At 54.7% G+C, this 26,121-nt stretch carries 21 protein-coding genes; 11 read left to right on the forward strand and 10 right to left on the reverse strand.

All coding sequences use genetic code 11. From position 1 onward, the window contains the following. Positions 1-5 precede the first annotated feature (5 nt). The 7 genes from FG381_RS00960 (at position 6) to FG381_RS00990 (ending at position 9,797) form a co-directional block, all read left to right on the forward strand. The gene (locus FG381_RS00960; RefSeq protein WP_139687109.1) at positions 6-3,278 is read left to right on the forward strand and encodes an autotransporter family protein; all 3,273 of its coding nucleotides are present in this window, start codon (positions 6-8) and stop codon (positions 3,276-3,278) included. Positions 3,279-3,500: 222 nt separating this feature from the next. Beyond that, a complete protein-coding gene (locus FG381_RS00965; protein WP_139687110.1) occupies positions 3,501-3,899 on the forward strand; it encodes a helix-turn-helix domain-containing protein in 399 nt (132 codons plus the stop codon). Positions 3,900-3,932: 33 nt separating this feature from the next. Further along, positions 3,933-5,165: a GmrSD restriction endonuclease domain-containing protein gene (locus tag FG381_RS00970; RefSeq protein ID WP_139687111.1), complete on the forward strand. Its 1,233-nt coding sequence runs from the start codon at positions 3,933-3,935 to the stop codon at positions 5,163-5,165. Then, complete coding sequence (locus tag FG381_RS00975; RefSeq protein WP_139687112.1) at positions 5,162-5,953, forward strand: hypothetical protein; 792 nt, start codon at positions 5,162-5,164, stop codon at positions 5,951-5,953. Before FG381_RS00970 ends, FG381_RS00975 begins: the two co-directional genes overlap by 4 nt. A 99-nt stretch (positions 5,954-6,052) precedes the next feature. Next, on the forward strand, positions 6,053-7,033 hold the full coding sequence (locus tag FG381_RS00980; RefSeq protein ID WP_139687113.1) for an IS5 family transposase: 981 nt from the start codon (positions 6,053-6,055) through the stop codon (positions 7,031-7,033). Positions 7,034-7,356: 323 nt separating this feature from the next. After that, positions 7,357-8,541, forward strand: coding sequence for an AAA family ATPase (locus FG381_RS00985; protein ID WP_165697783.1), 1,185 nt, complete (start codon positions 7,357-7,359; stop codon positions 8,539-8,541). 77 nt (positions 8,542-8,618) lie between these two features. Further along, positions 8,619-9,797 carry an IS630 family transposase gene (locus FG381_RS00990; RefSeq protein WP_139687115.1) on the forward strand — a complete coding sequence of 393 codons (1,179 nt, stop codon included), beginning with the start codon at positions 8,619-8,621 and terminating at the stop codon, positions 9,795-9,797. Positions 9,798-10,160: 363 nt separating this feature from the next. On the opposite strand, the gene leuD is transcribed toward FG381_RS00990, so the two are convergent. The 6 genes from leuD to FG381_RS01015 all read right to left on the reverse strand — a co-directional run bounded on the left by leuD (position 10,161) and on the right by FG381_RS01015 (position 17,759). Continuing rightward, positions 10,161-10,820, reverse strand: coding sequence for a 3-isopropylmalate dehydratase small subunit (leuD, locus tag FG381_RS00995; RefSeq protein WP_139687116.1), 660 nt, complete (start codon positions 10,818-10,820; stop codon positions 10,161-10,163). 23 nt (positions 10,821-10,843) lie between these two features. Next, positions 10,844-12,307 carry a 3-isopropylmalate dehydratase large subunit gene (gene leuC, locus FG381_RS01000; protein ID WP_139687117.1) on the reverse strand — a complete coding sequence of 488 codons (1,464 nt, stop codon included), beginning with the start codon at positions 12,305-12,307 and terminating at the stop codon, positions 10,844-10,846. A gap of 205 nt (positions 12,308-12,512) precedes the next feature. Further along, positions 12,513-13,925, reverse strand: a complete 1,413-nt coding sequence (locus FG381_RS12675) for an efflux RND transporter permease subunit (protein ID WP_265575134.1) — start codon at positions 13,923-13,925, stop codon at positions 12,513-12,515. Positions 13,926-13,930: 5 nt separating this feature from the next. Next, complete coding sequence (locus FG381_RS12680; protein ID WP_226960295.1) at positions 13,931-15,925, reverse strand: efflux RND transporter permease subunit; 1,995 nt, start codon at positions 15,923-15,925, stop codon at positions 13,931-13,933. Further along, a complete protein-coding gene (locus FG381_RS01010; protein ID WP_139687118.1) occupies positions 15,922-17,085 on the reverse strand; it encodes an efflux RND transporter periplasmic adaptor subunit in 1,164 nt (387 codons plus the stop codon). The genes FG381_RS12680 and FG381_RS01010 overlap by 4 nt, the downstream gene beginning before the upstream one ends. Continuing rightward, positions 17,082-17,759, reverse strand: coding sequence for a TetR/AcrR family transcriptional regulator (locus FG381_RS01015; RefSeq protein ID WP_165697784.1), 678 nt, complete (start codon positions 17,757-17,759; stop codon positions 17,082-17,084). The genes FG381_RS01010 and FG381_RS01015 overlap by 4 nt, the downstream gene beginning before the upstream one ends. Positions 17,760-17,990: 231 nt before the next feature. On the opposite strand from FG381_RS01015, the gene FG381_RS01020 reads away from it, so the two are divergent. Beyond that, positions 17,991-18,569: a GNAT family N-acetyltransferase gene (locus FG381_RS01020; RefSeq protein ID WP_139687120.1), complete on the forward strand. Its 579-nt coding sequence runs from the start codon at positions 17,991-17,993 to the stop codon at positions 18,567-18,569. A gap of 153 nt (positions 18,570-18,722) precedes the next feature. Beyond that, positions 18,723-18,935 (forward strand): TOBE domain-containing protein, encoded by a 213-nt coding sequence (locus FG381_RS01025; protein ID WP_139687121.1) that lies wholly within the window; start codon positions 18,723-18,725, stop codon positions 18,933-18,935. A 188-nt stretch (positions 18,936-19,123) separates the two neighbouring features. On the opposite strand, the gene FG381_RS01030 is transcribed toward FG381_RS01025, so the two are convergent. Beyond that, positions 19,124-21,019 (reverse strand): flavocytochrome c, encoded by a 1,896-nt coding sequence (locus FG381_RS01030; RefSeq protein ID WP_139687122.1) that lies wholly within the window; start codon positions 21,017-21,019, stop codon positions 19,124-19,126. A gap of 179 nt (positions 21,020-21,198) precedes the next feature. Here FG381_RS01030 and FG381_RS01035 point away from each other — a divergent pair, with 179 nt between their 5' ends. Next, the gene (locus tag FG381_RS01035; protein WP_165697785.1) at positions 21,199-22,632 is read left to right on the forward strand and encodes a GntR family transcriptional regulator; all 1,434 of its coding nucleotides are present in this window, start codon (positions 21,199-21,201) and stop codon (positions 22,630-22,632) included. A 27-nt stretch (positions 22,633-22,659) separates the two neighbouring features. Here the strand turns inward: FG381_RS01035 and FG381_RS01040 are convergent, their stop codons facing one another. Continuing rightward, a complete protein-coding gene (locus FG381_RS01040; RefSeq protein ID WP_139687124.1) occupies positions 22,660-23,142 on the reverse strand; it encodes a LexA family protein in 483 nt (160 codons plus the stop codon). A gap of 56 nt (positions 23,143-23,198) precedes the next feature. Next, on the reverse strand, positions 23,199-23,849 hold the full coding sequence (locus FG381_RS01045) for a LexA family protein (protein ID WP_139687125.1): 651 nt from the start codon (positions 23,847-23,849) through the stop codon (positions 23,199-23,201). Between the two features lie 68 nt (positions 23,850-23,917). On the opposite strand from FG381_RS01045, the gene FG381_RS01050 reads away from it, so the two are divergent. Then, positions 23,918-25,348 carry a Y-family DNA polymerase gene (locus FG381_RS01050; RefSeq protein WP_139687126.1) on the forward strand — a complete coding sequence of 477 codons (1,431 nt, stop codon included), beginning with the start codon at positions 23,918-23,920 and terminating at the stop codon, positions 25,346-25,348. Positions 25,349-25,481: 133 nt separating this feature from the next. On the opposite strand, the gene FG381_RS01055 is transcribed toward FG381_RS01050, so the two are convergent. Then, positions 25,482-26,012, reverse strand: a complete 531-nt coding sequence (locus FG381_RS01055) for a phosphate-starvation-inducible protein PsiE (protein WP_139687127.1) — start codon at positions 26,010-26,012, stop codon at positions 25,482-25,484. Positions 26,013-26,121 lie beyond the last annotated feature (109 nt).

Raw genomic sequence — 26,121 nt, forward strand, 5'->3', positions numbered from 1 at the left:
TTCTTGTGAATGGATCTCTCACCAACAAGAACGCCGTTACTGTTAAAGATATTGAAGTTTCCGGCAAGCTCCTCAACCAGCTGAGCGAAGCTGCGGGAGACCAGTACACCGGTAAAGTGACTGCTGATGCTCTGACTGTTAAGAAGGGCGGTGTCGTTGAATCAGCTATCGATACGAAGAAGCAGAATTATGTAGTTAAGACTACGGTTGTCGAAGAAGGCGGCGCTTTCGTCACCAAGCTGAACGGCACGGTTGCTTCTTCTACGACCGATAATGCTCTGACTGGGTTCGGTACTTTTGAGCTGAATGGAGGCGTGCTCGGTACAGCGGCTGATGCTCAGATTACGAACTTTGCCCTTTCTGCAAACGATTCGCTCACCCTGAATGGAAAATACGATCTGAATACGGTGGAAGCTGCTGCCGACGGCACTCTGATCGTGGGTGATGAAGGCGTTGTTTCAGTTCAGTCTCTGTCAACCAAGCAGGCTGGTGCCGTTGATGTTGAAGACGGTACCTTGTCGACCTCTCTGAAGGCAGTCAATGCCAAGACGGACGAGAAGGGTGATGTCGTTGCGGTTGAAAATAAGTCGATTTCCGTGGCGAAACAGACATTCGAGCTTTCTCAAGACGCGACGCTTCTGCTTGATGTTGGAGCTGATAAGGTTTCCAAGGCAGGCGTTACCACGATTCAGGGCTGGGTTTCCAATAACAGCAATGGCCTGATTGATCTCGGCAATGTTGCCATTGAAGATCTTGCGGCAACCAACGGTGAAATCGCCGTTAGCAAGCTGAACGGTCTCGACGGAATTACGACTGATACGCTGAAGTCTTCCCGTATCACCGAAATTACCGACGCCATCACCAAGACCGCCAGCTATGGTGCTGTTGAACTGAAGGGCAAGGCTGAAGGTAAGGGCGATCTGGAGATCGGTACTGATACCACCGGAGCCACGCTCACGCTGAATGGCCTTGGTGATACGCCTGTCAACCTCGTTCAGTATTCTGACGATAAGGTTGCCGGCGTCAAACTGAAATTTGATACCTCTACACTCGTTACTAAGGGCAACGGTGTTGTCGGTGCCGTTACGGGTGCTACGGGCGTTCTTAATGCCGCCGATAAGACTCTGACAGTTCAGGGTAATGTGGATGTTGCTGATGTAGAAATCGGCAAGACTGCCACTTTGGTTATTGGTGAGTCGGAAGATGCATCGAAGCCTTATACGGTAGATGCCAAATATCTGACGGTGGACGGTAATTTTGATGCCTCCGCCAATACGGTTACGGTCACTAAGCTCTTTGATGTCTCAGGCGTTGCTGATATTAAGGAACTGGCCCTTTCGGCTCAAGGTGACGTTACCGGTTCGGTGACCGTGGGCAAGTTGACTGTCCAGGGCGCTGATGCCGTTCTCAATGTCGGTAGCTGGTATGTTCAGACTAAGGATGAAGACCATGCTGGTACGGTCGCTGTCACGGAATTTGCCTCTGGCACGATCGATGCTTCGAAGTCCTACTACGATGCCACGGAAAAGACTTACAGCAATTGGACTGCTCCGGCAAGCTCCATCGCTGTGAAGTCTGCTACTGCTGACACTACGATCGTTGTTGAGCAGAATGCATACGTTGCCCTTGGTACGACCGATACTACAGCTGCTCAGAAAGCTCTGAACGCTGCCGGCTTCACGCTTGCACAGACTGTTGATGCTGATCCGACGGATGACGTTGAGGTCAACTCCATTGACACCCGTACGGTTAATTCTGTGGTTTACGTTGACGGCGGCAAGACTGCCGCGACGGAAGCCAGGGCTGCTGCTTCGGAAGCTAAGGCTTACCTGGGCTCTGTCAACACCGCGGGCGATGCCCAGACTGGCATTGTTATCGCTAAGAACAGCGCCTTGGTCTTTGATGCTGAAACGGTTGATACGACCGGTAATATCGCTCTGTTTGGGCAGGACCTGGATATCGACCATGATGCCGTTGTTCTCGCTAACAACATCAAGGTGGGCGACAAGGTTCTTCTGACGGCTGGCGACCTGAATCCCAATAGCAGCGGCTACGATTGGGAAAACCTTCAGTTCACGGGTGACATCCTCTCCTATGCGGATGTCGACTCGAAGAATGTTCTGTCGGTTTCCATGTACGAGAAGTCCGATCTGCAGGATCTCTACGGCCTTGATTCCAGCATCGCCGGCTTTGACGCTTCCTATGACTATTTCGCCAACGGCAATCGTGGTGCTGCCACGACGTCCTCCGCGAAGTTCGCCGAATGGCTCTATACGCGCAGCACGTCTGCCGGCTATGGCGCCTATTCTGACGGCACGAACGATGTCAAGGGTGAAGTCATCAAGTCGATCGCTAATGCTGCTGGTGCCCTCGGCGCCACGACTGGCGTGCAGACGCTGACGATGGATGCTGTCGCTCAGATGGCTGACACCGTTGCTGATCGCACCTCTGTCCTCACGCAGCGCGGCCAGGGCGTCAACGTCTGGGCTGACGTGAACGGCGGCAAGTTCGAAGCCAAGACCCTCTTTGATGGCGCGGGCTACAGCTCCGACATCTACTCGGGCGTCCTTGGTCTCGACTACCAGTTCAGCTGCAACGCCGTTCTCGGTGCTGCTCTGACGATCGGCACGGCTGACACCGACAGCAAGAACTCGGCCTTCAAGGCTTCGACTGATTCCGACCTCGTCGGCTTCTCGGTCTACGCTTCGAAGACCTTCGCCGACATCTGGAACGTCTCCGCTGACATCGGCTACCTCCAGGCCTCGAACGAAGTCAAGGCTGACGGCTACGGCTTCAACTACAAGTTCGACCAGGACACCGATGCCTTTACGGTCGGCGTCCGCGGCGAGGTCCTCACGAAGGCTGGCTCCGTCAACATCGTTCCGCACGTTGGTCTGCGCTACACGGCGCTCTCCACGGACGGCTTTGAAGCTGCCTACGTTACCGACATCGACGACCAGAACATCTTCCAGATGCCTGTCGGCGTGACGGTTTCGACCGACTTCGAAACCTCCGGCTGGACGATTGCTCCGAAGTTCGACCTCTCTGTCGTTCCGACCTTCGGCGACAAGGATGCGGACCTCAAGCTCGGCGTCACCGGTGCTTCCGCCACGTCTGACTACGCTGTTCGCGTCATCGACTCGAACCCGGTCCAGGCTCAGCTCGGCATCAACGCGACGAACGGCGCCTGGGGCTTCGGTCTCAACTACAAGCTTGGTGTTGGTTCCGAAGACCGCATGAACAACTCGTTCAATGCCAACGTCCGCTACGCCTTCTAATCATTGAAGCGTGTGTTCCCGGGACTCCAAAGCTCATGTTCTCTATCTTCTGTCTTCTTCGGAAGGCAGAAGAGGGGAAAAAGAGCAGCTTCAATTGTGAGTTCTGAAATTTAGTGCGCAGGCATTGAATTTCTCAACTCAGGCGAGTTCAGGCCCGTTTCCGTCGTTAGTTCGGGAACGGGCCTTTTTCTCACTGATGGTTTTAGAACGAGCGGAGTAGTAATGACAAATCCAGAACCTCCGAAGACTGATCCCATTCTCGGAGCGGAGAGACGGGAAACCAGGGCTCTCTCTGAGGAGAAGCGTGCTCAGGCGCTTGAGCTATTCAAGCATGGGATTGGTTATACCAAGGCATCGAGAATACTCAACATTTCAGTCAATACAGTACGTGATTGGAGTCGCAACTTTAAGCGCGGGACTTTTCGTACGGAGATCTCTGAGAACCAATACCGTTATCCGCAGGAAGTCAGAGAACAGGTAATTAGGCTTCGCTTATCTGGTCTTTCGTGGAGTGAAATAAAGAAACGCACAGGTATTTCTTCAAGCACTGCGCGGAAATGGATAGATGAACATTGTCAAAGACCTGGTAGAAAAGAGCAGCTTCTAGTTGATAAAAAATAAACAGTCACGATAGTAAAAAATACTGAAAAAACTATGGACAACGTTAAACCAGAAAAGAAAACCCCTATGGTTTTCTATGGAGAGTACTCGTTAAGACATTGGATACGTTTGATTTTAAACGGAAACATTCAACTTCCAGAGTATCAAAGAAAATTTGTTTGGAGAGAAAGTGATGCTTTTGATTTGTTAAATTCTATTTGCAATCATCAGTTCGTGCCTCCGATTACAATAGGAGCATACCAAAAAGAAGGGAAAGTCATTAATTACATAATTGATGGCCAACAGAGGCTGACATCTATATTGTTGGCTTATATCGGTATATTTCCTAAAAATATAAAGATTGATTCAAGGAAAACTAAAAATCAGGAAAATATAGAAATACAAACAGAATCTGACGAAGAATATCAGAAATGGACGTTTAAAGAACTGACGAAACTAGGGAATACTAAAGAGGCAATACTTCAGGCTATAAGTGGAGGCGATGAGAAACTAAGATATATTCGGTTGCGTGATAATTTTCCAGTGATGGATGATGATTTTCTAGGTAAAAGGTATGTAGGATTTTCTTACATTGTTTATCACAATGAAAATATTAGTGAAGAAAATAACTTTTTCTCGACGTTATTTAGAAATATCAACATTCATGGAAAGCCGCTTCATCCAGTAGAAAGTCGCCGCGCACTTTATTTTTTGGATCAAGATTTAGAAACTTGGTTCGAACCAGAGTTTTGTAAGGGAATTCTTTACACTGCAAGTGAACGATCGGGTAGATATTATTTTGATTTCACGAGGGCTCTTGCTTTGTTGTCTCAATTCGTTAAGTGCGGCGAAGATATTGAAGAGGTAGCTAAGGGGTATCTAAATAAAATAGAGTTATATTATGAATGTTATATTAGGTCGGTATGCAATAGAAATCAGAGCGGGGATTTTCAATATTTACCGAAGATATATGATAGCGAAGGCCGTCAGGGTGTAATTTCAAAGTTGGTCGATAATTATAATAAACTTAAACTTCCTAAGGAATTCCAATCAATTATAGATCTTGATTTATACGTATTTGGTTTGATGTATTTCACTATATTTAAGGAGTCAGAGCTGAAAAATATTGATGAACCTGATAAGTTAAAAAATAAAATTAATGGATGGATAGAGAAATTAAAGAGGGAGCCTGGATATGGAAAGTCATCTGGAAGAATAACGAGAGTGCGTCAAAGAATTATATTGTCCATTGAATTGTATAGAACTGTTTTTGTAGATAAGAAATGATTGGTACACATTCAGAATTTATTCTAAAACCTTTATCTAAAATTCTATTAGAGTTTGCTGATATATCTAGCCCACTGAACTTTGGAATTGAGGAACATCCTTTGTGGGATTATCTGTTCATGTCTTTATTCCTAAGGCTTACGGGGGCTCAAGAGCAAAAATGTAAGTGTATAGCTTGGGAACTAGCTACTATCAACTATGAAATTCGGAGAAAGTTGTTCTCGAGTGGTAATGATCTGAATTGCTCGACACTAAAAGAAAAGAACACGGTTTTTAAATACCAAGTTATCGGGCTGCAAGATTTGGGGGTTAATGTAGATGCTGCTTTTCTGGATGATGTTCGACTAAAAAGTTATGATACTGCATTCGCAAAAGTAAATATTTTCTTTGAGCATGTGGAGAGTTCTGGACTGCATCCGAGAGAATGTGAATTTTCTAAAGACTTATTCTGTAAATGGAATGCCTGCAAAGGCGCTGGGGTCGATAAAATATTTGGAAAATGCGATTCGTGTAAGGAAAAAGGAAATTGTGATGCTAGAAGCCTGAAAGCTGAAAAGGAGTCGGGGTTGGAAGCGATATATAGCAGATTGTACCTTCATAGAAATCGATGTGCGCATAATGTCTCATCTTATCAGCCTAACCTTCCCGATCTGAATAAGCTTGTGTCCCCCATTTATATTTATGAGAATTATTATACATGGTTTATGGTAATAATGTTTATTGACGAATTATTTATTAATTTGTATAAAGAATTTGAGATTACATTGACTTCTCAGTATAATATCTAAGGATGCTCTGAGCAAATCCGAAGATAATGCATTAATTGCATAAATATCAAATATATGATAGAATATGTCTATCATAAATAGATTTGCGAGAGGCTTCGTATGGAACAGCTTTCGTTTTCGGACCTTGAAATCAGTCTTCGCCGGAAAACCCGCAAAACCCGTACGGAACGCCTCACCGAACGGTTGGAAAAGCTTGTCCCCTGGTCAGACCTTCTTGAGCTGATTCAGCCCTTTTATTACGAGTCAGGCCGCCGCGGCCGGCAGCCGTTCCCGCTTGAATTGATGCTCCGGATCCATCTGCTGCAGATCGTATACAACATGAGCGATCCTCAGATGGAGGATTATCTTCACGAGAACTCTACTGCTCGAAAATTCGTGGGGCTGGCGCTGGCGGACCGGACGCCGGATGAATCCACGATTCTCCAGTTCCGTCATCTGCTCGAGAAGCACAACCTCGGCAAGCAGGTCCTTGAACGGGTCAACGACGGCATTGCCGCTGCCGGACTGATGCTCTCCAAAGGACGCATTGTTGATGCCAGCTTCATTGAGGCCCCGAGCTCAACAAAGAATCGCGATCACAAGCGGGATCCGGAAATGGCGAGCGGCAAAAAGGGAAATACGTGGCATTTCGGCATGAAGATGCACGTCGCCACCGACGACCTCATCGGCATCGTCACGAATGCGGTCTACGGACCCGCCAACGAGCATGACATCAGCCGTGCAAGGGAACTAATACCGTCGGAGACGGAGCAGGTCTACGGCGATGCCGGCTATGTCGGGATGGAAAAGCGCGAAGAATTCCAGACGGATAAGGAAGCTGAAAAGCGTGAGTACCGGATCAACCTCCGTCCAGGCGTGTTGAAAGGGCGCTCGGCTGAAGACCTTGTGCGTCGGGTTGAGCATTTAAAGTCCAGCGTTCGATGCAAGGTTGAGCATGTCTTTGCGCGTGTGAAGCTTCAGATGTCGTACCGCAAGACCCGGTATCGCGGCCTTGCGAAGAATGCTCATCGCATCAATACGATGCTGGCGCTCTGCAATCTCTTCACTGTGGATTGCTTCCTGAGAAGATTAAAGGCCTAATTGTGCCTATATTGCGGGAATTTCCCTAAAAAACATCATATTGTGCAGATTTTTAGACTGTAAACAACCAAATTTATGTGTTTGGACCGGATTTTCCGGTTTCAGTCATAAAAATCGGTACTTGCTCAGACCTTCCCTAAGTATCTCATAGTGAGTTTATGTTGAACCTTTAGCGGAAAATAATTGTTATCAGCAAAATTTACGTTTGAAGGGTAATTTAATATTGTTTGTTGCTAAGTTGTTGCTATTAATTTATTGGTCATATAATTTATTCGATGTGTTTTCATAATATGCATTGCATTGCGCAACTTAAAATACAATTCATGCCGAACTCGATAATAAAATATTGTTTTGCGAATTGTCCGGAGTCTTGTAAATTCCGGAAATCAAATGCGATATGTGGAGACAAAAAGGCTGTCATTTATGCTTTATGTAAAGGTCTAACTAGAATTTTCATTTCTCGACCACAGCCATTTGGAAAGTCATATCTTATTTCGGTATATAAGGAGTTTTTCGAAACTGGTACTTGCGATTATTTTGGTCTTGATATTGATAAACGCCGGATAGATCGACCCTACCCTGTTGTTCGACTCGATTTTTCATTCTGTAAGCACCAGAAGACAATTGAAAATTTTCGTGCAGTATTCAATACCTTCATCACATCAGCTTTCTCGCCCTTAGGGTTCAAATTCGATCCGACGCATGCTTCCATCCGCTTCATCGACCAATTAAAGTATTGGCTCAACACACTCGAACCAAATTCAATCGTTCTGCTGATTGACGATTACGATGTGCTGCTCACCACTCACCTTGACGATCCAGAGCTATTTAATCAAGTGAGTCGTGTCTTGGGTGAGTTCTATGCGGCGATCAAGGAGTGCGAAGGCTGCCTTCGATTCCTCTTTATTACTGGAGAGACAAGAATCGGCTTCGATGGAATTTTCGGCGGCTTCAATATTTTCGAAGATATCACTTTTGATCCCGACTATGGAACGCTGTTCGGGTTTACCGCAGATGAGATTGAAAGCAACTTCAGAGACGATTTGAAAAATGCCGAAGCTGTACTCAATCTGAGCCGAAAAGATCTCCTCAATGAAATGCGCAGGCACTACGGCGGCTTCTCCTTCGACTCTGAAGCTGAGACGCACATCTTCTGCCTCAGTTCTGTTCTGCAATTCTTGAGCCACCCGGAAAAAGGCTTTCAGCCTTATTGGCACGCAAGTGAAGGAGAGCGTTCAGAGCTCTGGAACTTCATCAAAAGCAAAGCGCTCAGCTCACCGGACATCTTCAAAGCACGCACAAGCATCACGATGGATGAGCTCGAAGGCTTCAGCTCCGGCCAGAATATCTCCCTCAAGGCACTTCTCGTGCAGACGGGCTGCCTCACCATCAAATCGAAGCTCAACATGGCCGAGGTCGAATTGGGATGCCCCAACAAAGAGGTTGAGCATTTTCTCGAGCAACTCTGCGCTGAGGAGAAACTAAAGCGCGGATCACCAATGCACTAGTATATCGTTCTGTAAATAAAGCCATTAATTAGACGATTTTGCTATAATTGAAGGATCCCACTCACTGGAGCCTCCTCATGCCTCGCGGCCGCCCTGTCGTTACCCCTCTGACACTCACTCCAGAGCAGGTTGCCTCACTAACTCAGATCGCCAACTCACGCACAGCTGAGAATCGCCAGGTGCAGCGCGCCCGAATTCTGCTCGGCGCAGCCAGCGGGAAGCCGCAGAAAGAGCTGGCTGAAGAAGTTCAGCTTTCGGTAAGTGCGGTCGCCCGTTTCCTGCGGAAGGCTTTGCAGATCGGCCCGATGATGGCTCTCGAGGATCTCAAGCGCAGCGGACGACCGGCAACGATCAGCGATGATGCGCGCACCTGGGTGCGTTCTCTTGCATGCACGCCGCCGAAGGATTTGCCGGATGGACCGACGCAGGCGCTTTGGTCAATGGAGACTCTGGCCGCCTACGTGCGCAAACATGCTGAAGAACAACGCTATGGCGAATCGCTCGGCAAAGCCTCAAAGTCCACTATCTGGACAATTCTCGAAGAAGGAGAAATCAAGCCGCACCGCATCCGCTATTACCTTGAGAAGAAGGATCCCGATTTTGAAGCTAAAGCGAGAGAAGTCCTTCTCCTTTACAAGCGCGTGGAGATCGACCTTCGCTTCATTGATACGCTTGAAGGCTCATCGCAGCCGAACGGCACCGTCTACATCTCCTATGACGAGAAGCCGGGCATTCAGGCAATTGGGAACATTCATGATGATCGGCCGCCGCAGCCTGGAAAAGGCTTTACCCGTCGCGACTACGAATATCGTCGTCACGGAACGCTTTCCCTGCTTGCCGGCATTGATCTGATTACAGGCAAGGTACACAGTCTGATCCGCGAACGCCATAAGAGCTCAGACTTCGCCGACTTTCTCAGGATGATTGATGCGACGTATGCTGATGAATGTCGGATCTTCATTGTGTTGGATAATCACTCGATCCACACATCGAAGGAAACGCGTGCCTACCTTGATACGAGGAAGGGGCGCTTCCAGTTCATCTTCACGCCGAAGCATGCATCATGGCTCAATCTCATTGAAGCATTCTTCAGCAAGATGGCGCGTCAAAGCCTGCGCGGGCTTCGCGTCAATTCGAAGGATGAGCTGAGGGATCACATTACAAAGTGGATCGATGAAACCAACGAAGACCCCGTGCCGTTCCGCTGGCGCTGGAAGCTCGACGAGGTCCACGAATTAATTAATAGCCTTAATTAACGAGCGATATACTAGTAATGCGGGATAAAACTGCACCACCCCGAGATTGGTGATCAATATCCAGAAACTGCAATCCGTCACTTCGTGGATGTTCCTTTTCTGGCCCGGGTCATCCGCATCGTGCTGACAATCCTCCGCAAGCCCTGAAGAATTCCGACTGATGGACAACGCAATGCTCTCCGCCGCTGAGAAAGGCGCCGGTCTCAGGAGGCACGGCATTGAGGACGAAGCGTCCGATAGCGTCCGGCTATTCGAATTCAATAAAACTCCAGAGCCGAAGCGTCAGCTCTGGATCTCTATCATCACGTAGGACCTCAAACGCCAACCGCCTGAGGCCCACTTGCATCGACGCAAGTTTGGGGTTTACGCATGTGTCCCCGCATCCCGCAAACGCTTCCGCTTCCCCGGCAGTCCCGCCATCCAGGGGAACGCATTCTCATGCGCCGCTCTGAACGCATCAATCGCCGCCTTGTCGGCAAGCGTCGCATCCACCATGTCGAGACCGTCGAGGAGCATCTGCTTGTGGCGCGGTGCAATGTCGAAGTGCCAGTGTCTATCTGCGCCTGCGGCTTCAATCGTTTGAGCCGGGAGGTTGATGGTGAGCTCAATCGGCTTCGTCTCCGACAGAACAGAGAGAATCTCCGCCCCGTCCTCTGGCGACACTTTGGCAGCGAGGAGGCCGTTGTTGAAGCAGTTCGAATAGAAGATTTCGCCGAAGGAGGGCGCTACGACGACGCGAATGCCGTACTGCATCAGCCCCCAGACGGCATGTTCGCGGCTCGAGCCGCAGCCGAAGTTGGGGCCGGATACGATGATCTTCGTCTTCTCAAACCCCGGGCGATTGAGAACGCAGTCGTTCCGGGTCGTGCCGTCCGCATTTATGCGGAAGTTCCAGAGGAGCCCCTGAGCGAGTCCCGACTTGTCGATCCCGTGCAGGAACTGCTTAGGCATCAGCTGGTCGGTGTCGAGATTGTCGATGTCGATGGGTGCGGCGACCGCGGTGAGGGTAGAGAACTTTTCCATTTTTTCTTTCCTCCGGACAATCCTTAAAGCTTTCCAAGCGTGTTGGGGTCCGTAAGGACGCCCATGACGGCGGAAGCCGCCGCCGTTTCGGTGCTCACGAGATGCGTTTTCGCTCCGCGCCCCTGCCGGCCCTCGAAATTGCGGTTCGTGGTGGAGGCGCAGCGAACGCCGTCGCCCAGAATGTCGCCGTTCATCGCAAGGCAGAGGGTGCACCCGCTTTTGCGCCATTCGAATCCCGCGTCCTTGAAGATGCGGTCAAGCCCCTCCGCTTCCGCCTCTCTTCTCACGCGCATGGATCCCGGCATCACCTGAGCCCGGACGCCCGCGTGGACTTTGCGGCCTTTCAAAATTGCCGCGGCTGCCCGGAGGTCCGAGAGCCTTGCATTCGTGCAGGAACCAATAAAGACATGCTGAATCGGAACCCCCGCCATCGTGCGGCCGGGTTCGAGCCCCTGATATTCAAGTCCGCGCTTTCCGGCTTCCCGCTGGATGGGATCCTGGAAGGCTTCCGGGTCGGGAATCGGTTCATCAAGCGCTGTCGCCTGATCGGGCGACGTGCCCCAGGTGGTCATCGGTTGGACTTTGGAAGCGTCGATTTCGACCGTTTCATCCCATTCGGCGTCCGGGTCGCTTCGGAGCGTCTTCGCATAGGTAGCCATGGCTTCAAAGTTTTCTTCAGTGAGCCCTGCCGCATGCGCCTTCACCCAGTCGAGGGCCTTTTCGTCCGGCGCAATGAGTGCGCCCCGGGCGCCGGCTTCAACGGTGAGATTGCAGAGCGTGAAGCGTCCCTCCATCGGAAGCTGAGAGACGGCTTCGCCCGTGTATTCAACGACCTTTCCCAGTGCCCCACGAGCGGAAATCGTGCGGAGCACCGTGAGCGCAAGGTCCTTCGGAGTCGCTGTTGTGGGAAGCTTCCCCTTGATCTCAATCTTCATGCTCCGGCCAAGCCGGTAGACGAGGGTCTGCGTCGCGAGAATGTGCTCGATCTCGGATGTGCCGATCCCGAAGCCGAGCGCACCCAGCGCCCCGTGGGTCGTCGTGTGGCTGTCGCCGCAGATCACAACCATCCCGGGACGCACGAGCCCCTGTTCGTCCATGAGAACGTGCTCCACGCCCTGGTCCGGGTCGTTGGGGCCATAGAAAGCGTCGATTCCGAAATGCCGGCAGTTGGCTTCGAGGGTCTCCGCCTGAACGAGGCTCGCGTGATCGTGAATGACGCGCGGGCTGACGTCCTCGCTCGGGATGATGTGGTCGACGACGCAGAGGTGCGCATCGGGAACGGCCACCGGAATGCCGCGGTCTCGTACGCCTGCAAAAGCCTGAGGCGACGTGTATTCGTTCGCAAAGTGCGCGTCGCAATAGAGAAGTACGGTTTCCGCGTCGATTCGCTTCACCGTATGGGCGTCGACGATCTTCTGGTAGAGCGTGCGGGGACGCGCTTTAAGCTCCTCAGCGGAATTCGCGTGAGTGGGTAGGGCAGCTGTCATGTCTGGGGTTCTCCTTCTTTGAGTAGCCGTCCCGTTGATGATCCCAGCAGCCGGGATCTTTCTTTGCGGCAAGGAAACTGCTGGAATGACGGCTTTTCAAGCCGTCGGACCCGGGGTCCTTTTTGGGAAAAAGTCGAAGTCGACTTTTTCCCCGGATTGACGCCGGGAGCCTTTGTCAGGCGGGAGGACTTGGGTTTCCTTCAAATTACGCCTCTTTTCGGCCTGCGTACGGGTACTTCGCAAAGTAATAGTTGAGAAGCACTGGAACCAGGAAGATCGTGCCTATGGTAGAGGCGATGGTGCCGAAGATGAAGGTGATGGCAAGGCCTCCGAAGACCGGATCCGGAATGAGGATGACGCTCCCCAGAAGAATCGCGAGCGTTGTCAGAAGAATGGGCCGAAGCCTCACCGCGCCTGCGTCGATGAGCGCGTCCTTCAAGGGCAGTCCCGCCTTCAGATAGTCGATCACGAAGTCGATGATGAGAAGAGAACTTCTCACCACAACGCCCGAGATCGCCGTGACGCCGACGAGGGACGAGGCGGAGAACTGAACGTTCATGAGCCAGTGCCCGGGGAAGATCCCGATGAAGCAGAGGGGAACGGCAGAGAGCGCAATCATCGCGAGTCCGAAGGAGCGGTAGTAGGCAACGAGGATCAGAAAGATCGCGCCGACGGAAAGCATGAGCGACTTCGCGAGATCCCGGTAGCTGTCGAGCATCATCCGCATTTCACCCTGCCAGAGGAGAACGGCGGGCGACTTCGTGAGGTCAGGGCGTTCGTCGGACCACGTGAGGTTTCCGGTTGAAAGCGTGCCGCCGCCGGGAAGCTCAATGCCGGCGAGCCTCCGGTCGAGATCCAGCACCGCGTAGGTGGGCGTCGTGGAGGCGAGTTCGCCCCCGACGGCAGCCGTCATGACGCCGTCCTTTTTGTCGATCTCCCGGGGTTCGCTTCTCGAGGTTGTGGCGACGATTTCCGAGAGCGGCACGCGCACGCCCGCAAATCCCGGAACCGTGACGCCCGAAAGGAAGGCGGGATCAAAGGCTTCGCCCTTTGCGATTTCCACGCGGATGGGCTCTCCGAGGCGCTCGCCCTCCGTATGGGCGTAGCCGATGACGGAGCCGTCCGTGAGGGCCTTGAGTTCATGCGCAGCGAGCGCCGGAAGGACGCCCGCGCGGATTGCCTTTTCCCGATCGATCGAGAGCGCAATCTGCGGGCGGTCTGCCTTCTCAGTATTCGTCACCTCCGCCATGTCGTAGGTCGCGCGGAATTCCTTTTCGACTCTCTCCGCGAGCCACCTGAGAAGCTCCGGGTCCTTCGCGTAGAGCTCCGCATAGATCGTTCCCTTGAGGGGCGGCCCCGGCGGGTCTTCGAGAACCTGGATGGTGCTTCCGGGCCATTTGGCCGACACGGCTGTGAGCGCCTTGCGGAGTTCCGCCGCAATGACGATCGAGCTTCTCTCGCGGCTCTTCTTGTCGGTGAGATTCACGCGGACCGCGCCGATCGTGCTTCCTTTCTCCGGGCTCATCCGCATCATGGAATTGAAGTCCGGAACGTCGGCAAGCCCCGAGGAGCTCTGCCAGTTTCTGACTTCCGGAATCCGAGCAACGAGAGCGGCCACGTCCCTCACGGCACGGTCGGTGACTTCAACGGGCGTGCCGAGGGCATTTCAACCGTCACATTGAAGGTGTTCTTGTTGTCCTTGGGCAGAAACCCCATTTCAACGCCGAATTCGGGGGACGGTCCGCCCGGGCCTGAGGGCCTCACGAGCTGCCAGAAGGGCATCGCGAACGAAACCGCAATCAGAAGAATCAGAATGAGGACGTAGAGAGTTTCGCGCTTCGGATGCCCGATCAGGCGCTTTGCCGGAATGCTGTACCAGGCTCCGAGCCTTCCGCCCGGAACTTCCTCTGAGGCAGCAGCGCCCCTCGGGGAAGTCTTCAGAGGCTTCACTTTCGGAGCCGGCATCCAGCGGAGCGCCGCCCAGGGGGCCACCGTATAGGCAATGAGAAAGGAGGCGGCGAGTGCGACCGGAACCGCAAAGCCCACGGGATAGAAGTACTGCTTCGGCATCCCCGTGAGCGCCGGGATGAGGGACGCAAAGACGAGCATCACGGCAATCGTCGCGAGAAGCGTGGCGCTTCCGATTTCGCCCGGAGCCACGATTGAGCGCTCCATCTTGTCCGCACGGTTTCGGATGGGCGAAAGCCCGTAGTGGCGCACGATGTTTTCAATGACGACGATCGAGTCGTCGACGAGAAGCCCCAGCGCAATGATGAGCGCATAGAGCGTGAGGCGGTTTATCGTGAAGCCCGTGAGCCCGACGACACCGAGCGTTATCGCGAGTATGAGGGGCACCGTAATCGCGACGATGGAGGCGGCTCTCACCCCAAGGAAAAGGAGCGTGACCGAAACGACGGCAAAGACCGCAATCCCGAGGTGCTCGATCAGGGTGTTGACGGCATCGTTTGCCTTGTCGCCGTCGTTTCGCGTGACGTAGACCCCGACATCCTGCGGGATGACGGAACCCTTCATGCGCTCGATCCGGGCGACGGCTTCCTCCGCCACCGTCACTGCATTGGCGTTCTTGCGCTTCGCAATGGCGAGCGTCACGCTTTCGCGCTCTTGTATTCCGGAGGAAATCGCCCCGGCTTCATCCCGGCAGTCCGTTCCGGACAATCCGCAGCCGAAGCGCGTGGAGTGGGTCTTCGTTTCCCTCGGACCGTCGTCAATCCGGGCAACATCACCCAAATGCACCGGGCGGCCTTCGGGCGACATCCCGACGACGAGATTTCTGAGGTCCTCTGCGCTTTCGATAAAGTCCGACACCCGGACGGAAGCTTCCTTCCCCGCTTCCATGATGTTCCCGAGCGGCCCCGCGACGCTCGAAGCGGAAAGCGCGAGCTTCAATTGCGCAAAGGAAAGCCCGAAGGCGGAGAGCTTTTCGGGTTCGACCGTGACCAGAAGCTCCCGGTCTCGGCCGCCGTAGACGGCCGTCGTCGAAATGTCCTCCAGGCCCGAAAGGTCGTCGAGCACGCTCTCGGCAATGCGCTTCAACCCATAGTCTCCGTACTTGTCGGAAACGAGGGTCACCGCGAGAATCGGTACGTCGTCCACGTCGGCGCTCTTGATGAAGGGGCCGATCACGCCGGGAGGCAGCTCGTTCCTTCCGCCCATTACTCGGTCGGCAAGCTTCACGAGCGAAGCTTCCTTGTTTTCGCCCACCTTGAATTGAACGGTGACGAGGGCTCCCGAATCCTTGGCCGTCGCCCAGACGTGGTCGACGCCGCTCACCTGGTTGATGATGGCTTCCAAGGGCCTCACAACCTTCGCTTCCACTTCCGCGGGCTCCGCACCCGGCATCACGGCAATGACGGCTGCCGCCGGCATCGTGATCTGCGGGTTCTCCTCGCGGGGCGTCGTGAGAATCGCCCAGATGCCGAAGAGGAGCGCCGCGATCATGACGATCACGGTGAGCTTCGAATCAATGAAGAGCGCGGCCATCCAACCCGTGATCGTATGTTCGCTTCTTTTCTTTTCCTGCGCCGCAGTGCTTTCCATCTTAGGGGCTCTCATCGCGACAGGAGCGGGCTTTTGCTGCGGGTCCGTTTCTCCGCTCATTTTTGATCTCCCTCGACAGCCTCGACAGCGTCTCCCCGAGCGCTGCTCCGCTTTTCGACCTTCACGGGGCTTCCGTCGCGAAGATTCCCGGACGGCTGGTTGATGAGCGATTCTCGGCCCTGGAGGCCGGCCAGAATTTCAACCATTCCCCCGAGGCGCTTTCCGGTTCTGAGCCAGCGGAACTTTGCTTTTCCCTCTTCAAGAACGAATGCGCCTTCCAATCCTCCGCGGGTCGTGAGAACGGACTCCGGCACCCAGGGCGAGGCGTCGGCCGAACTTGAGCGCTTCACTTCCACCCGGACGTACATGCCGGGCTTCAAGCGTGCTTCAGCCTTCGTCCGTTCCTCTCCGGAGAAGGCGATGCGGGCGAGCGTGGTCCGGGAAATCCGGTCGGCGGACTCGGTCGTGCGTTCGATGGTTCCTTCGAATTCAGCTGATTCGCCATCCATTCGGACCAAAGCCCGCGTGCCTGTTTGGATCTCTGCGCGCTGATTCTGCGGAATCGAGAATTCCACTTTCGGATTCGTTTCTGAATCCACGACGACAATGGGAAGGCCGGGAAGCGCAAGGTCGCCCTCGCGCTTCAGAACTCTTGCGACCCGGCCGTCGATGGGAGAACGGACGGTGGTGTAGGCAAGCTGCGCCTTTGCGGCTGCGAGCATCGCTTCGGCTTCCTTCAGATCGCTTCGGGCAGCTTCATTTTTGAGCGTGATCTTTCGCCAGTCGTTTTCCGATACGAGCCCCTCGTGGTAGAGCGCGGAGAATTTCTCATGATCGAGCGCGGCATCCTTCGCCGCTGCCCTGGCAGCCGAGACTTTCGCAGATGCCGTCCGGACGGCCGCTTCAACGTCCCGGGAATCGAGCTGAGCCACTACGTCGCCCGCTTTTATGGAATCGCCTTCCTTCTTCGGAATTGCTTCGATGTAGGCCGACAATCGGCTCGCAGCCTCCACGCGATGGTCGGGAACGACCTCGCCGAGCGCAGTGATCGACCCGGGGAGGGTGACCGGCGAGAGAATCTCAACGGTTTCGAGAAGCGCTTCCCGCGGTTCTGTGCTCGCAGGAATTTCATCTGCTCCGCAGCCCGCGAGGAGGAGGCTCAATCCCAGAAGGAGAAGCGGGGAGGCGAGGAATAGGGCAGGTTGTTTCATGCAGTTCATTGGATGACTCCCGGTTCGGGTGCCTCGAGCGCGGGCTGGTTCTTTTGGGAGCTTTTCGACGAAGATGACGAAAGACTTTCCGGGAAAAGGATCCTGAAAATGCTTCGCTTGATTCGCTCGGGCGTGAAGTTTCCCTTTTCTGCGCCCGGGAGCCACGCAAGTGTTTTTCTCGCTTCAAAAGGCATCAGACACATGCCTGCAACGAGAAGCGCCCAGTGCTGCCGGTCTTCGGTGATGCCGAGTTTGCCGGCCAGGTCGTAGAGGATCCGGAAGGTTTCGCGGTAGGCAATGTCCGAGCATTTGCGGGAGCGCTCGTCATCGGGATCAAGGATGGAGCGCTGAATGAGAAGCGAAAGATTCGGGTTTTCAAAAAACCGGTCGACGAGGAAATTGACGAAAGCCTTCAGCTGCTCCCGCGGATCGGGGATTTTCTCCACCGCTTCCTTGAGCCCCGTAATGTGGATCCGGGCGAGTCTTTCGCAGACGGCGAGCCAGAGGGCGTCCTTCCCGGGAAAGTGATAGTAGAGCGCCGCCTTCGTGATGCCTACGTCTTCTGCGATCTCCCGCATGGAGACGCCGTCAATGCCCGCTGCGGCAAAGCGGGCTTCCGCTGCGTTCAATATGGCTTCCCTTGAGTCGCCCGGGCGGCTCTCCGTGAGTTCGTTTGCTGCCATGAGTTGTTGGTTTCTAAATTCCGAGGGATTTCTGCCGGATGTTTTCTGACTAACCGGTCGGTAAGCGGATTCTAACGAAGGCGAACGACCGGATGCCGACATAGCGCTCAGGCTCTCTGACAGGCGTCAAGGCTTTTCTTCATGTGGTGCGCAATCGTTCTGCCGGAATGCGGCGGCGGCATATCATGAACTTTCGTCTGCACCGGACCCTACCTTTGAGCGAGTTCATTTATGCGCTTTCGCACTGCCCGTCTTTCCGACGCTCCCGCGCTTCTTGAGATTTATCGGGAATACATCGATACGCCGATCACGTTTGAGTATGCGCTCCCGTCCGTCGAGGAATTCAAGGACCGCATCCGTTCAATTTCCGAATTTTTTCCCTATCTGGTGCTCGAGGACGATGGCGGCGTGATCGTCGGCTACGCCTATGCGCATCGTCATATGGAGCGTGCGGCCTACCAGTGGAATGCGGAGCTTTCGATTTATCTCTCTCGCGCGCTTGCCGGAAAAGGCTGGGGACGGCGCGCTTACGGGCTTCTTCTCGAACTCCTCGCGCTTCAGGGCATGAAAGCCGCCTACGGATGCGTGACGTCGCCCAACCCGCCGTCGGAGAAGCTCCATAAGAGCCTCGGATTTGAACTTGTGGGCACCTATCCGCTCGCGGGTTGGAAGAACGGCTCCTGGCATTCGGTCAGCTGGTTTAGAAAAGCGATCGGGAGCTACGAAGGGGAACCCCAGCCGCCGAAAGCCTTCGGCGACCTTCCTCAGGCTCGGGTTGCTGAGGTGCTCGAGCGCTGGGCGAAGGCATAAGCGGGAAGCCTGAAGTCTTTTCGAACAGATAACTACATTTTCTGCGGATTTTTTGAGAAGACTTCAGACTTTTTTCATCCTTTCTCGGATAGACTTGCCACAACAGATTCCGGGTACATAAAGTCCCGGAAATAATTTGACCAGGATTAAAAAATGAAGATTTCTGCACGCAATACGCTCGAAGGCAAGATCCTTTCCATCAAGGAAGGTCCGGTGTCGACCGAGGTTGTGATTGAAACGGCTGCCGGCGAGAAGCTCGTCTCCTCCATCACGACGACTTCTGCCAAGACGCTCGGCCTCAAGGTGGGCGGCAAGGCCTATGCCATCATCAAGGCGTCGAACGTCATGATCGGCGTGGATGACTGATTAGGCTCTAAGATTGATCGAGTTAAAAATCCCCGCGAAGCGTTGTTCATTCACGGGGATTTTTACTATGCGTCCTCGCGGGAAGGCCTGTTATTCCAGCTTCCCGCATCGGTTGACAATAAAACTTCAGTTCTGATTAACCATCCCGATGTTCCCTTCGGCAGACCTCTCGGACGGAATGTTCAGTCTTATTTACCGAGTGCAGCATTAGCACCGGCCACGTAGCCGTAGGAGAGGGCATCGCTGATGGCGTTGCCGCCCGCGCGATTCGTGCCGTGGATGCCGCCCGTGACTTCACCTGCTGCATAGAGACCCGGAATTGCCTTTCCATCCTTGCCGATAACGTGAGTATCCGTATCGATTTGAACGCCGCCCATCGTGTGGTGCACGCTTGGCGTTCTCAGTTCGGCGTAATAGGGGCCTTCATACATCGGGATGTTTGGAGCGCATGACGGACGACCAAATTCAGGATCGACGCTCTGCTTTCTGCAGAAATCGTTGAATTTCTCAAATGTTTGGCGAAGTGCTGCAGCATCAATATTGGTCTTCTTTGCGAGATCTTCGATAGTGTCGCCGCGAACGACTTTGCCCGCTTTAATGAGGGTATCGATCGACTGACCCATCGTCGTCATGCCGTCGGGCTTCACGCGGGAGTTCTTCACCGTGCACATGCGGTAGAAGACGCCGCCCTTCTGGGCGAGTGCAGCGCGCGAGAGCACATCGCGGCGCTCCATTTCGTTGACAAAGCGCTTGCCGTCGGTGTTCACATAGATTGCCGTACCCTGACAGACGCCCGAAACCGTTCCGTTCTGGGGATCCGTTACAGGGAGAAGCTGGATGTAACCCATGTCGATCAGCTTGGCACCGGCTTTTGCTGCCATCACAATGCCGTCTCCCGTGATCGCCGGCGAGTTCGTCGTGCCGATCTTTTTATCGAGTTTGCCGTCCCACTGCGTGTCGTACTTCATGCGCATTTCAACGTTAGCGCCGAAGCCGCCTGCGGCAAGGATCACACCCTTTGCCGCCGAGACTTTGACGGGTTTGCCGTCGGGGCCCGCAGCTTCGACGCCGACGACCCGGCCATTCTTCGTGATGAGGTTTTCAGCCTTCGTCTGATAGTAGATGGTGACAGGAAGGTTTTCTTTCCGGATTGTTTCGCGGTAGGTATCGATATACCCTTGTCCGCTCGTGAAGTACTTTGCGTCGTGCGAACGAGGCCAGATCGCGCCGACATATTGACTCGTGAAGTCGTTCCAATCAAAGCCCATGGAAGCAAGAAGCTTCACGGTATCCGGGGCAAGTCTCGCAAGCTTGTCGACGAGTTCAAGGTTTGCGGCATAGTCGCCTGCCTTCCAGGTCTGGAGCGCATGAAGTTCTTCGCAGTCAAAGAGCACGTCCGGCGTCTTGGCAACGTGTGCCTCCCATTTGGTGCGGCAGGCAGCAATCAAAGCACGGTGGAGCTCATTCCGTGGTTCTTCTGCGAGGAGTCCTTCAACCATGGCGCGTTGTCCTCCGGACATTTTCTGCTTCCCTTCCAGAGCCGGATCCGCAGCGTTGAGCGCACCGCCCGCAAGAACGGTGTTGCCGCCGAGGAAGCTCATCTTTTCAAGGAGGATGACTTTAGCGCCTGCGCGGGCTGCGGAAACGGCAGCAGAAACTCCGGCACCACCGCCTCCGACAATCACCACATCAGCTTCACTCTCAGCGGGGACCGTAAAGAGATAGCGGTGCGACGACCCCTGCAGGAACTTGCTTGCGTCAATGCCGGCCTTGGTGAGCGCATCCTTGACTGCCCCAACGATTGCGAAGGATGAAAAGGTGGCTCCTGAGATCCGGTCGATCTTGAGTGATTGATTCTCCACGATCATTTCAGGGATCACTTTTTTCGGAAGTTCGGAAACAGCTGGTGTCTCGAGGCTCTTCACGATCTTCACGTCGGTTATTTTGTCTCCCTTCACCGTTACATCGACAACGACGAGGTCGTTGTGGCCCATGGCCTCGCCGCGGAAAACGCCGTCAGCGGCCTGCGATGAAAAGGCTGCAATCGTGATGAGCGCAGCGGCTGCAATCTTGAAGCATTTCATGGTGGTTTCTCCTTTTGCTTTGGGATATTTCGTCACTCACTCTTTCAAGTGCGTTCAGAGATGGTCAGTTCTTTGAAGCACTTTGCAGGATGATCCTTGTCTTTATCCTAACTGCGGCTACATACTTTGAATCAGCCCAGATTTTTAATAAAAGAGAGCCCAGAAGCAGGGTCCCGATCATGTCTACTGCCAATAAACCTGACGCGCATCGTTATCAAGCGGTGGCTCAGGCGCTCATCCGCAATATTGAATCCGGCGTATACGCTGACGGCCGCCTGCCGGGGCGTCGTCGGCTTGAAAGTGATTTCAAGGCATCTCGAAGCACGATTGACTCTGCGCTCGAGATTCTCGAGCGCGAACATTGGATTACGCGCAGTTGCAGAACGCGCCCGGTCATTACAGTGAAGGATCTCGCTTTTGAGGAAAAACTGAGACATTTCCTTGCCCGCAGCGGCTTCAAGCCGCCCCGCATGAATGAGGCCTTTCGTCGGGAAGATGTTGCAAAACTCAATATGAGTTCAGAACCGGGTTCAGACTTCATCAGTCTCTCAAAGCTTTGTGATGAGCATTGGGACGATCATCTCTCTTACGACCTGGAGGTGGCAGGCGTGACGGCGGCGCTTAGGTCCTATCGTTCGAGTAGAAGCGAAATGTTCGCTACGGGCGGCATGCCGGCTCTGAAAGCTGCGCTTTGCGAACACCTCCCGTCCATCGGGATTCATGCAAAACCCTCTGAAGTACTCATCATTTCCCGGCGTCTTCAGGCTTATCGCCTGATCAGCGAAGTTCTCATCGGCCCTTCCGCGGAATTCTGGTACCCGTCCGTCTCGCTCATCCGCTACTACGGCATTGCCGAGCGGCATACGTCATGGCGGCGAGAAATGCCGGTTGATAGTGACGGCCGCATTGATTTTTCTGGGTTTGAGCTTTCGAAGCGCCCTAAAGTCCTCGCACTGGAGCCGGATGCGGCAAAACCTCTAGGCGGGACCCTCAATGAAGCCGAGCGCCTGATGCTCGTTGAAGCCGCACGTCGTACCGGAGCCTTTTTGATAGAGGACTGCTACACGAGGCTCGTGGAGCCGACGGCGACGAAGCCGCCTCTCTCGGCACTTGATCCGGGAAAAGAATGCGTGATCTATATGGGAGCAGTGCCCGCGTGGCTCACGCCCATAGGCTGCTTCAACTTCATTGTGGCGAACGAACGGCTAATTCGACAGCTGATGGCTTCAGGAAGACGGGATTACTTGTCTCCCGGACTCTTCTCTCAGCTTGTCGCTGAGAAGCTCTTTTCGGAAAATCTCCTTCCTGAAATGGTCAGTCGCTTTGAGGTTTTTCACCGCAAGCGGATCGCCCAGGTTAACGCGATCCTTGCGCGCGAGCTTGGGGATCGCTTTTCCTGGCGCGTGCCTGCAGGCTTTGGATGCGTTTGGCTCGATCTCAAGGGAGTGAATCTGAGTCGGCTTTATCGGCATCGGTGCGGCGTTGATTTTGAGCCCGGGTGGTTTTACGGCGAAAAGGAAAAGCGGCACGTACTTTTGCGCTATACCATTCCGATTGCGACCTTTGAGGAAGGCGTGAGCATACTTAGAAGGAATATCGAAGCCTGCGGCTGACTGTATTTCAAAGAGGACTTAACTCTTTCACTGCAGCTCCCGCGTAAGCCCGACCGCCACGCCCTCGATGTCGAACTGCTCGCCCTTGCGCGGGCGGATTGCCGCATGGCGGTAGAGCGGGTTTTCGGCATGAAGCTCCGGGTTCCCCTTGGCGTCGAACCTCAGCCGCCGGATCAGAAGTTCGCCCTGATAGGACGCAAGCACGATGCTGCCGCTTCGCTTTTCAGCAGACCGGTCGATCACGAGAATGTCGCCCGAAAGAATGCCCGCATCCGCCATGGCGTCGCCCTCGACCTCAATGAGAAAGGACGAGAGCGGCCGGCGCACAAGGATCTGGTCGAGCGTCACGCGCTCGTCCCTGCAGTCCGCCGCGGGCGATGGGAAGCCGCATCCCGCGGAAAGCGAGAGGCGCTTGAGCAGATAGCGCGGGGAATGACGGCAGACCAGGCCTATCCGACGGCGGACGGAAGGCTGCGGCCGCATTTCCTGAGGCGTTGGGGAAGAAGTCATGACGGATTCCGGTTTGGCGGGTTTCGGGGATTTTTTTAAGTGGCGGGAACCTCAGATCACCGGAAGGAGCGGATCACATGCCGCACGATGCCCTCAATGACGAACTGTTCGGTAGGCCTGGGCTTGAGGACGGGGTAGTTCACCGCGTCGTTTTCGCTTCGAAGTTCGGGCCTCCCGTCGATTACCTTGAGGCGCTTCACGAGGAAGTTCCCGTCGTAGCAGACGAGCACGATCTGGCCGCTTCGGGCTTCTGAAGACACTTCGACAATGAGGAGGTCTCCCTCGTAGATGCCGGCATCCACCATGGAGTCGCCGGAGGCTTCAACCAGAATGGTTTTCCCGGGTTTGGGAACGAGAAGGTCGTAGAGGTCCGTTTCCTCGGTTTCCGACTCTGCCGCCGGCGCAGGGAACCCGCAGGCCGCGCGCAGGTCGAGCCTGGGAAGTGCGGCTTCGGAGGATTTCTCACTGGGGATCTGAATGGTTTCAGGCTTGATCCCAGGGGAGAGCACTCCGCCGCTTCTCCGAAGGGCATCGAGGAGCGCCTCTCTCGCCCAGCGCGAGCCGCCGCGCTCCTTGACGGCCTGCATGAGGGCTTCGTTCACGCGCATCGTGAGAAAACGCCCCTGAACCTCGTCGTCCGCTTTCCGGGGACGTCCGGGCTGGCGCTTGAGCGGGGTCTCTTCGGGCGTAAGCTTTTTTTCGGTCATGACAAAGGTCCTTTGAGTTAAACTCTGTGTTTAACGGTTATTATAGATTGTGTTTCGGGGTTTCTGGCATGGAATTCATCTCTCTTAAATCACCCGAACGAGTGGAAAGGCTGAGGGCGCTTGGGCAATTGCGGGACACGGCCGATGCCGGGAGTGAGAGGATTCCGACGGAGACTTCCGCATCGCGCTCGTCGAAACGCCTGGGGCTCGATCCCCGGCAGGTGATCTGCCTGATTGACGCCAACAAGTTCTACTGCGCCTGCGAACGCGTGATTGATCCGTCGCTGAGAGGAAAACCCCTTGTTGTGCTCACGAACAACGACGGGTGCGTGGCGGCGCTGACGCCCGAAGCGAAGGCGCTCGGCATCCGCCGCGGGATGCCGGCATTTAAGTTCAGAAGCCTCGTGGAAGAGGGAAAAGTCGAATGGCGAAGCTCCAACTACGAGCTTTACGGATCCGTCTCCAAAAACATTGCGGCGATTCTTGCCGATATGGCGGTGCGGATCGAGCGCTATTCGATTGATGAAAACTTCGCTGACATTACCGGCATTCCGGGCGACCCCGCGGAACTCGGGCGCGCCATGAAGGCGCGGATCTACGAGTGGCAGAGAATTCCAGCATGCGTCGGGATTGCAAATACGAAAACGCTCGCCAAGCTCGCCAACCACCTCGCCAAGGAGTGGCCTGTTTTCGGGGGCGTCATCAACTGGCTCGATCTTGCGCCCCATCGCCGCGAAAAGGCGATGTCGATTACGCCCTTGACGGAAGTATGGGGAATCGGAAGGCGGATGGGAGAGGCACTGCAGAATCTCGGCATTCACACAGTGCTCGACTTCTGGAAGATGGATCCGTCATTCATCCGTGCGCGCTGGGGCGTGGTGCTCGAGCGCACGTGGCGGGAGCTCCACGGCATTCCCTGCATTCCCTTTGACGAGGAGGCGGCTCCCCGAGAGCAGATCATCCGGAGCCGATCCTTCGGGCATCCGGTGACGGACCTCGAGTCGCTCGCTGCCGCGGTGTCGCAGCACATGGCCGATGCGGCCATGACGCTCCGGCAGCAAAAGAGCGCGGCCGGCGAGGTCGGCGTCTTCTTCCATACGAATTTCTTCCGGGGCGACCTTCCGCAGCAGAACGTGTCGCGGGTCGTGAAGCTCCCCCTTCCGACATCCGACACGCTGATTCTCACGAAAATCGCCGTGGGGATCGTTGAGCGCTTTCGCCGCGAAGGCTTTGCCTATCAGAAGGCGGGCGTCATTCTTTCCGACATCCGTCCTGAGCAGTCGTCGGATATTCCGGAAACGCTTTTTTGCGAAGCGTCAGACCGGGAAAAGGAAAGGCGGCGCGCCTTGATGGAAACGCTCGACGGGCTCGCGAGGATCTACGGCCGCGGGATCGTGACCACCGCCAGCACGCAGCTCGCGACCGGCTGGGAAGCGAGGCACGAGAAGCTCTCGCGCTGCTACCTCACGCGGCGGGAGGAAATCCTGAGGGCGCATTGAGGCCGCAAGCGGTCCTCAGGCTCCTGAAAAAATACACCCATACTCCGAAAGACAAGAAGCAGCGCGATTGTCCCGTGCTGCTTCCCTGAGGCCGTTCTTCCGGCCAAACATTCATGCGTGATGGACCGAAAGATCAGGCGTCGCGGGAGCGAAGCGTCTTCTTGAGAATCCAGAGTGCAATCACGAGGAGAAGAATCGCGCCGGCGGTTGAAGCCATCGTGAGCGCGTTGATGTGCTCGACGTCGACCACGATGTAGCGGGCGACCGCAACAATCGCGAGCGCGATCGGCGTATGAATCGGAATTTCACGCGTGCCGAGGGATGCTCCCTTCACCATGGAGAGAATCTCCACATAGAGGAAGAGCATCAGGAGGTCGCCCAGGCTGATGCTTCTCGCGGCGATCATTTCCCATGCGGCCTGACCGATGCCGCCCACGGCGGCAATGGCGATGGCAATGAGCGCCGCGGCCTGCGCGTAGGTGAGCCAGAGGTTGATGACGAGGCTCGCGGACGTGAGCTTCGGCGACTCAACGGATGTTGCCGCGGCAGGGTCGGTCGGGAAGGCGCACTGGCGGCAGGGACCTTCGGGAAGCTGTGTGTCGGCATCCGCGTGACGATGCGGTTGATTGGCGGGCGGGGTGGAAGAAGAACCTGAAGCAGTCATTGAAGGATCAGGAAGGGGAAAAAAGGGAGACTAATTATGGGGGAGAGCTGCGTGATCGGGTTAACCCGCGAGACGCAGAAGGACGTAAGAGAACGCTGAAAAGAGGTAG

It is taken from the genome of Sutterella faecalis, assembly GCF_006337085.1.
GTDB classification, from domain to species: domain Bacteria; phylum Pseudomonadota; class Gammaproteobacteria; order Burkholderiales; family Burkholderiaceae_F; genus Sutterella; species Sutterella faecalis.

What these genes read in the sequence shown, in the direction of transcription:
- FG381_RS01020 (WP_139687120.1), top strand. Translation starts at nt 17,991, where the DNA reads ATGCGCTTTCGCACTGCCCGTCTTTCCGACGCTCCCGCGCTTCTTGAG.
- FG381_RS01010 (WP_139687118.1), bottom strand. Translation starts at nt 17,085, where the DNA reads ATGAACTGCATGAAACAACCTGCCCTATTCCTCGCCTCCCCGCTTCTC.
- FG381_RS00975 (WP_139687112.1), top strand. Translation starts at nt 5,162, where the DNA reads ATGATTGGTACACATTCAGAATTTATTCTAAAACCTTTATCTAAAATT.
- FG381_RS00965 (WP_139687110.1), top strand. Translation starts at nt 3,501, where the DNA reads ATGACAAATCCAGAACCTCCGAAGACTGATCCCATTCTCGGAGCGGAG.
- FG381_RS01025 (WP_139687121.1), top strand. Translation starts at nt 18,723, where the DNA reads ATGAAGATTTCTGCACGCAATACGCTCGAAGGCAAGATCCTTTCCATC.
- FG381_RS12680 (WP_226960295.1), bottom strand. Translation starts at nt 15,925, where the DNA reads ATGAGCGGAGAAACGGACCCGCAGCAAAAGCCCGCTCCTGTCGCGATG.
- FG381_RS00990 (WP_139687115.1), top strand. Translation starts at nt 8,619, where the DNA reads ATGCCTCGCGGCCGCCCTGTCGTTACCCCTCTGACACTCACTCCAGAG.
- FG381_RS00985 (WP_165697783.1), top strand. Translation starts at nt 7,357, where the DNA reads ATGCCGAACTCGATAATAAAATATTGTTTTGCGAATTGTCCGGAGTCT.
- FG381_RS00980 (WP_139687113.1), top strand. Translation starts at nt 6,053, where the DNA reads ATGGAACAGCTTTCGTTTTCGGACCTTGAAATCAGTCTTCGCCGGAAA.
- FG381_RS01045 (WP_139687125.1), bottom strand. Translation starts at nt 23,849, where the DNA reads ATGACCGAAAAAAAGCTTACGCCCGAAGAGACCCCGCTCAAGCGCCAG.
- leuD (WP_139687116.1), bottom strand. Translation starts at nt 10,820, where the DNA reads ATGGAAAAGTTCTCTACCCTCACCGCGGTCGCCGCACCCATCGACATC.
- FG381_RS01050 (WP_139687126.1), top strand. Translation starts at nt 23,918, where the DNA reads ATGGAATTCATCTCTCTTAAATCACCCGAACGAGTGGAAAGGCTGAGG.
- FG381_RS01015 (WP_165697784.1), bottom strand. Translation starts at nt 17,759, where the DNA reads ATGGCAGCAAACGAACTCACGGAGAGCCGCCCGGGCGACTCAAGGGAA.
- FG381_RS00970 (WP_139687111.1), top strand. Translation starts at nt 3,933, where the DNA reads ATGGACAACGTTAAACCAGAAAAGAAAACCCCTATGGTTTTCTATGGA.
- FG381_RS01035 (WP_165697785.1), top strand. Translation starts at nt 21,199, where the DNA reads ATGTCTACTGCCAATAAACCTGACGCGCATCGTTATCAAGCGGTGGCT.
- leuC (WP_139687117.1), bottom strand. Translation starts at nt 12,307, where the DNA reads ATGACAGCTGCCCTACCCACTCACGCGAATTCCGCTGAGGAGCTTAAA.
- FG381_RS01040 (WP_139687124.1), bottom strand. Translation starts at nt 23,142, where the DNA reads ATGACTTCTTCCCCAACGCCTCAGGAAATGCGGCCGCAGCCTTCCGTC.
- FG381_RS01030 (WP_139687122.1), bottom strand. Translation starts at nt 21,019, where the DNA reads ATGAAATGCTTCAAGATTGCAGCCGCTGCGCTCATCACGATTGCAGCC.
- FG381_RS01055 (WP_139687127.1), bottom strand. Translation starts at nt 26,012, where the DNA reads ATGACTGCTTCAGGTTCTTCTTCCACCCCGCCCGCCAATCAACCGCAT.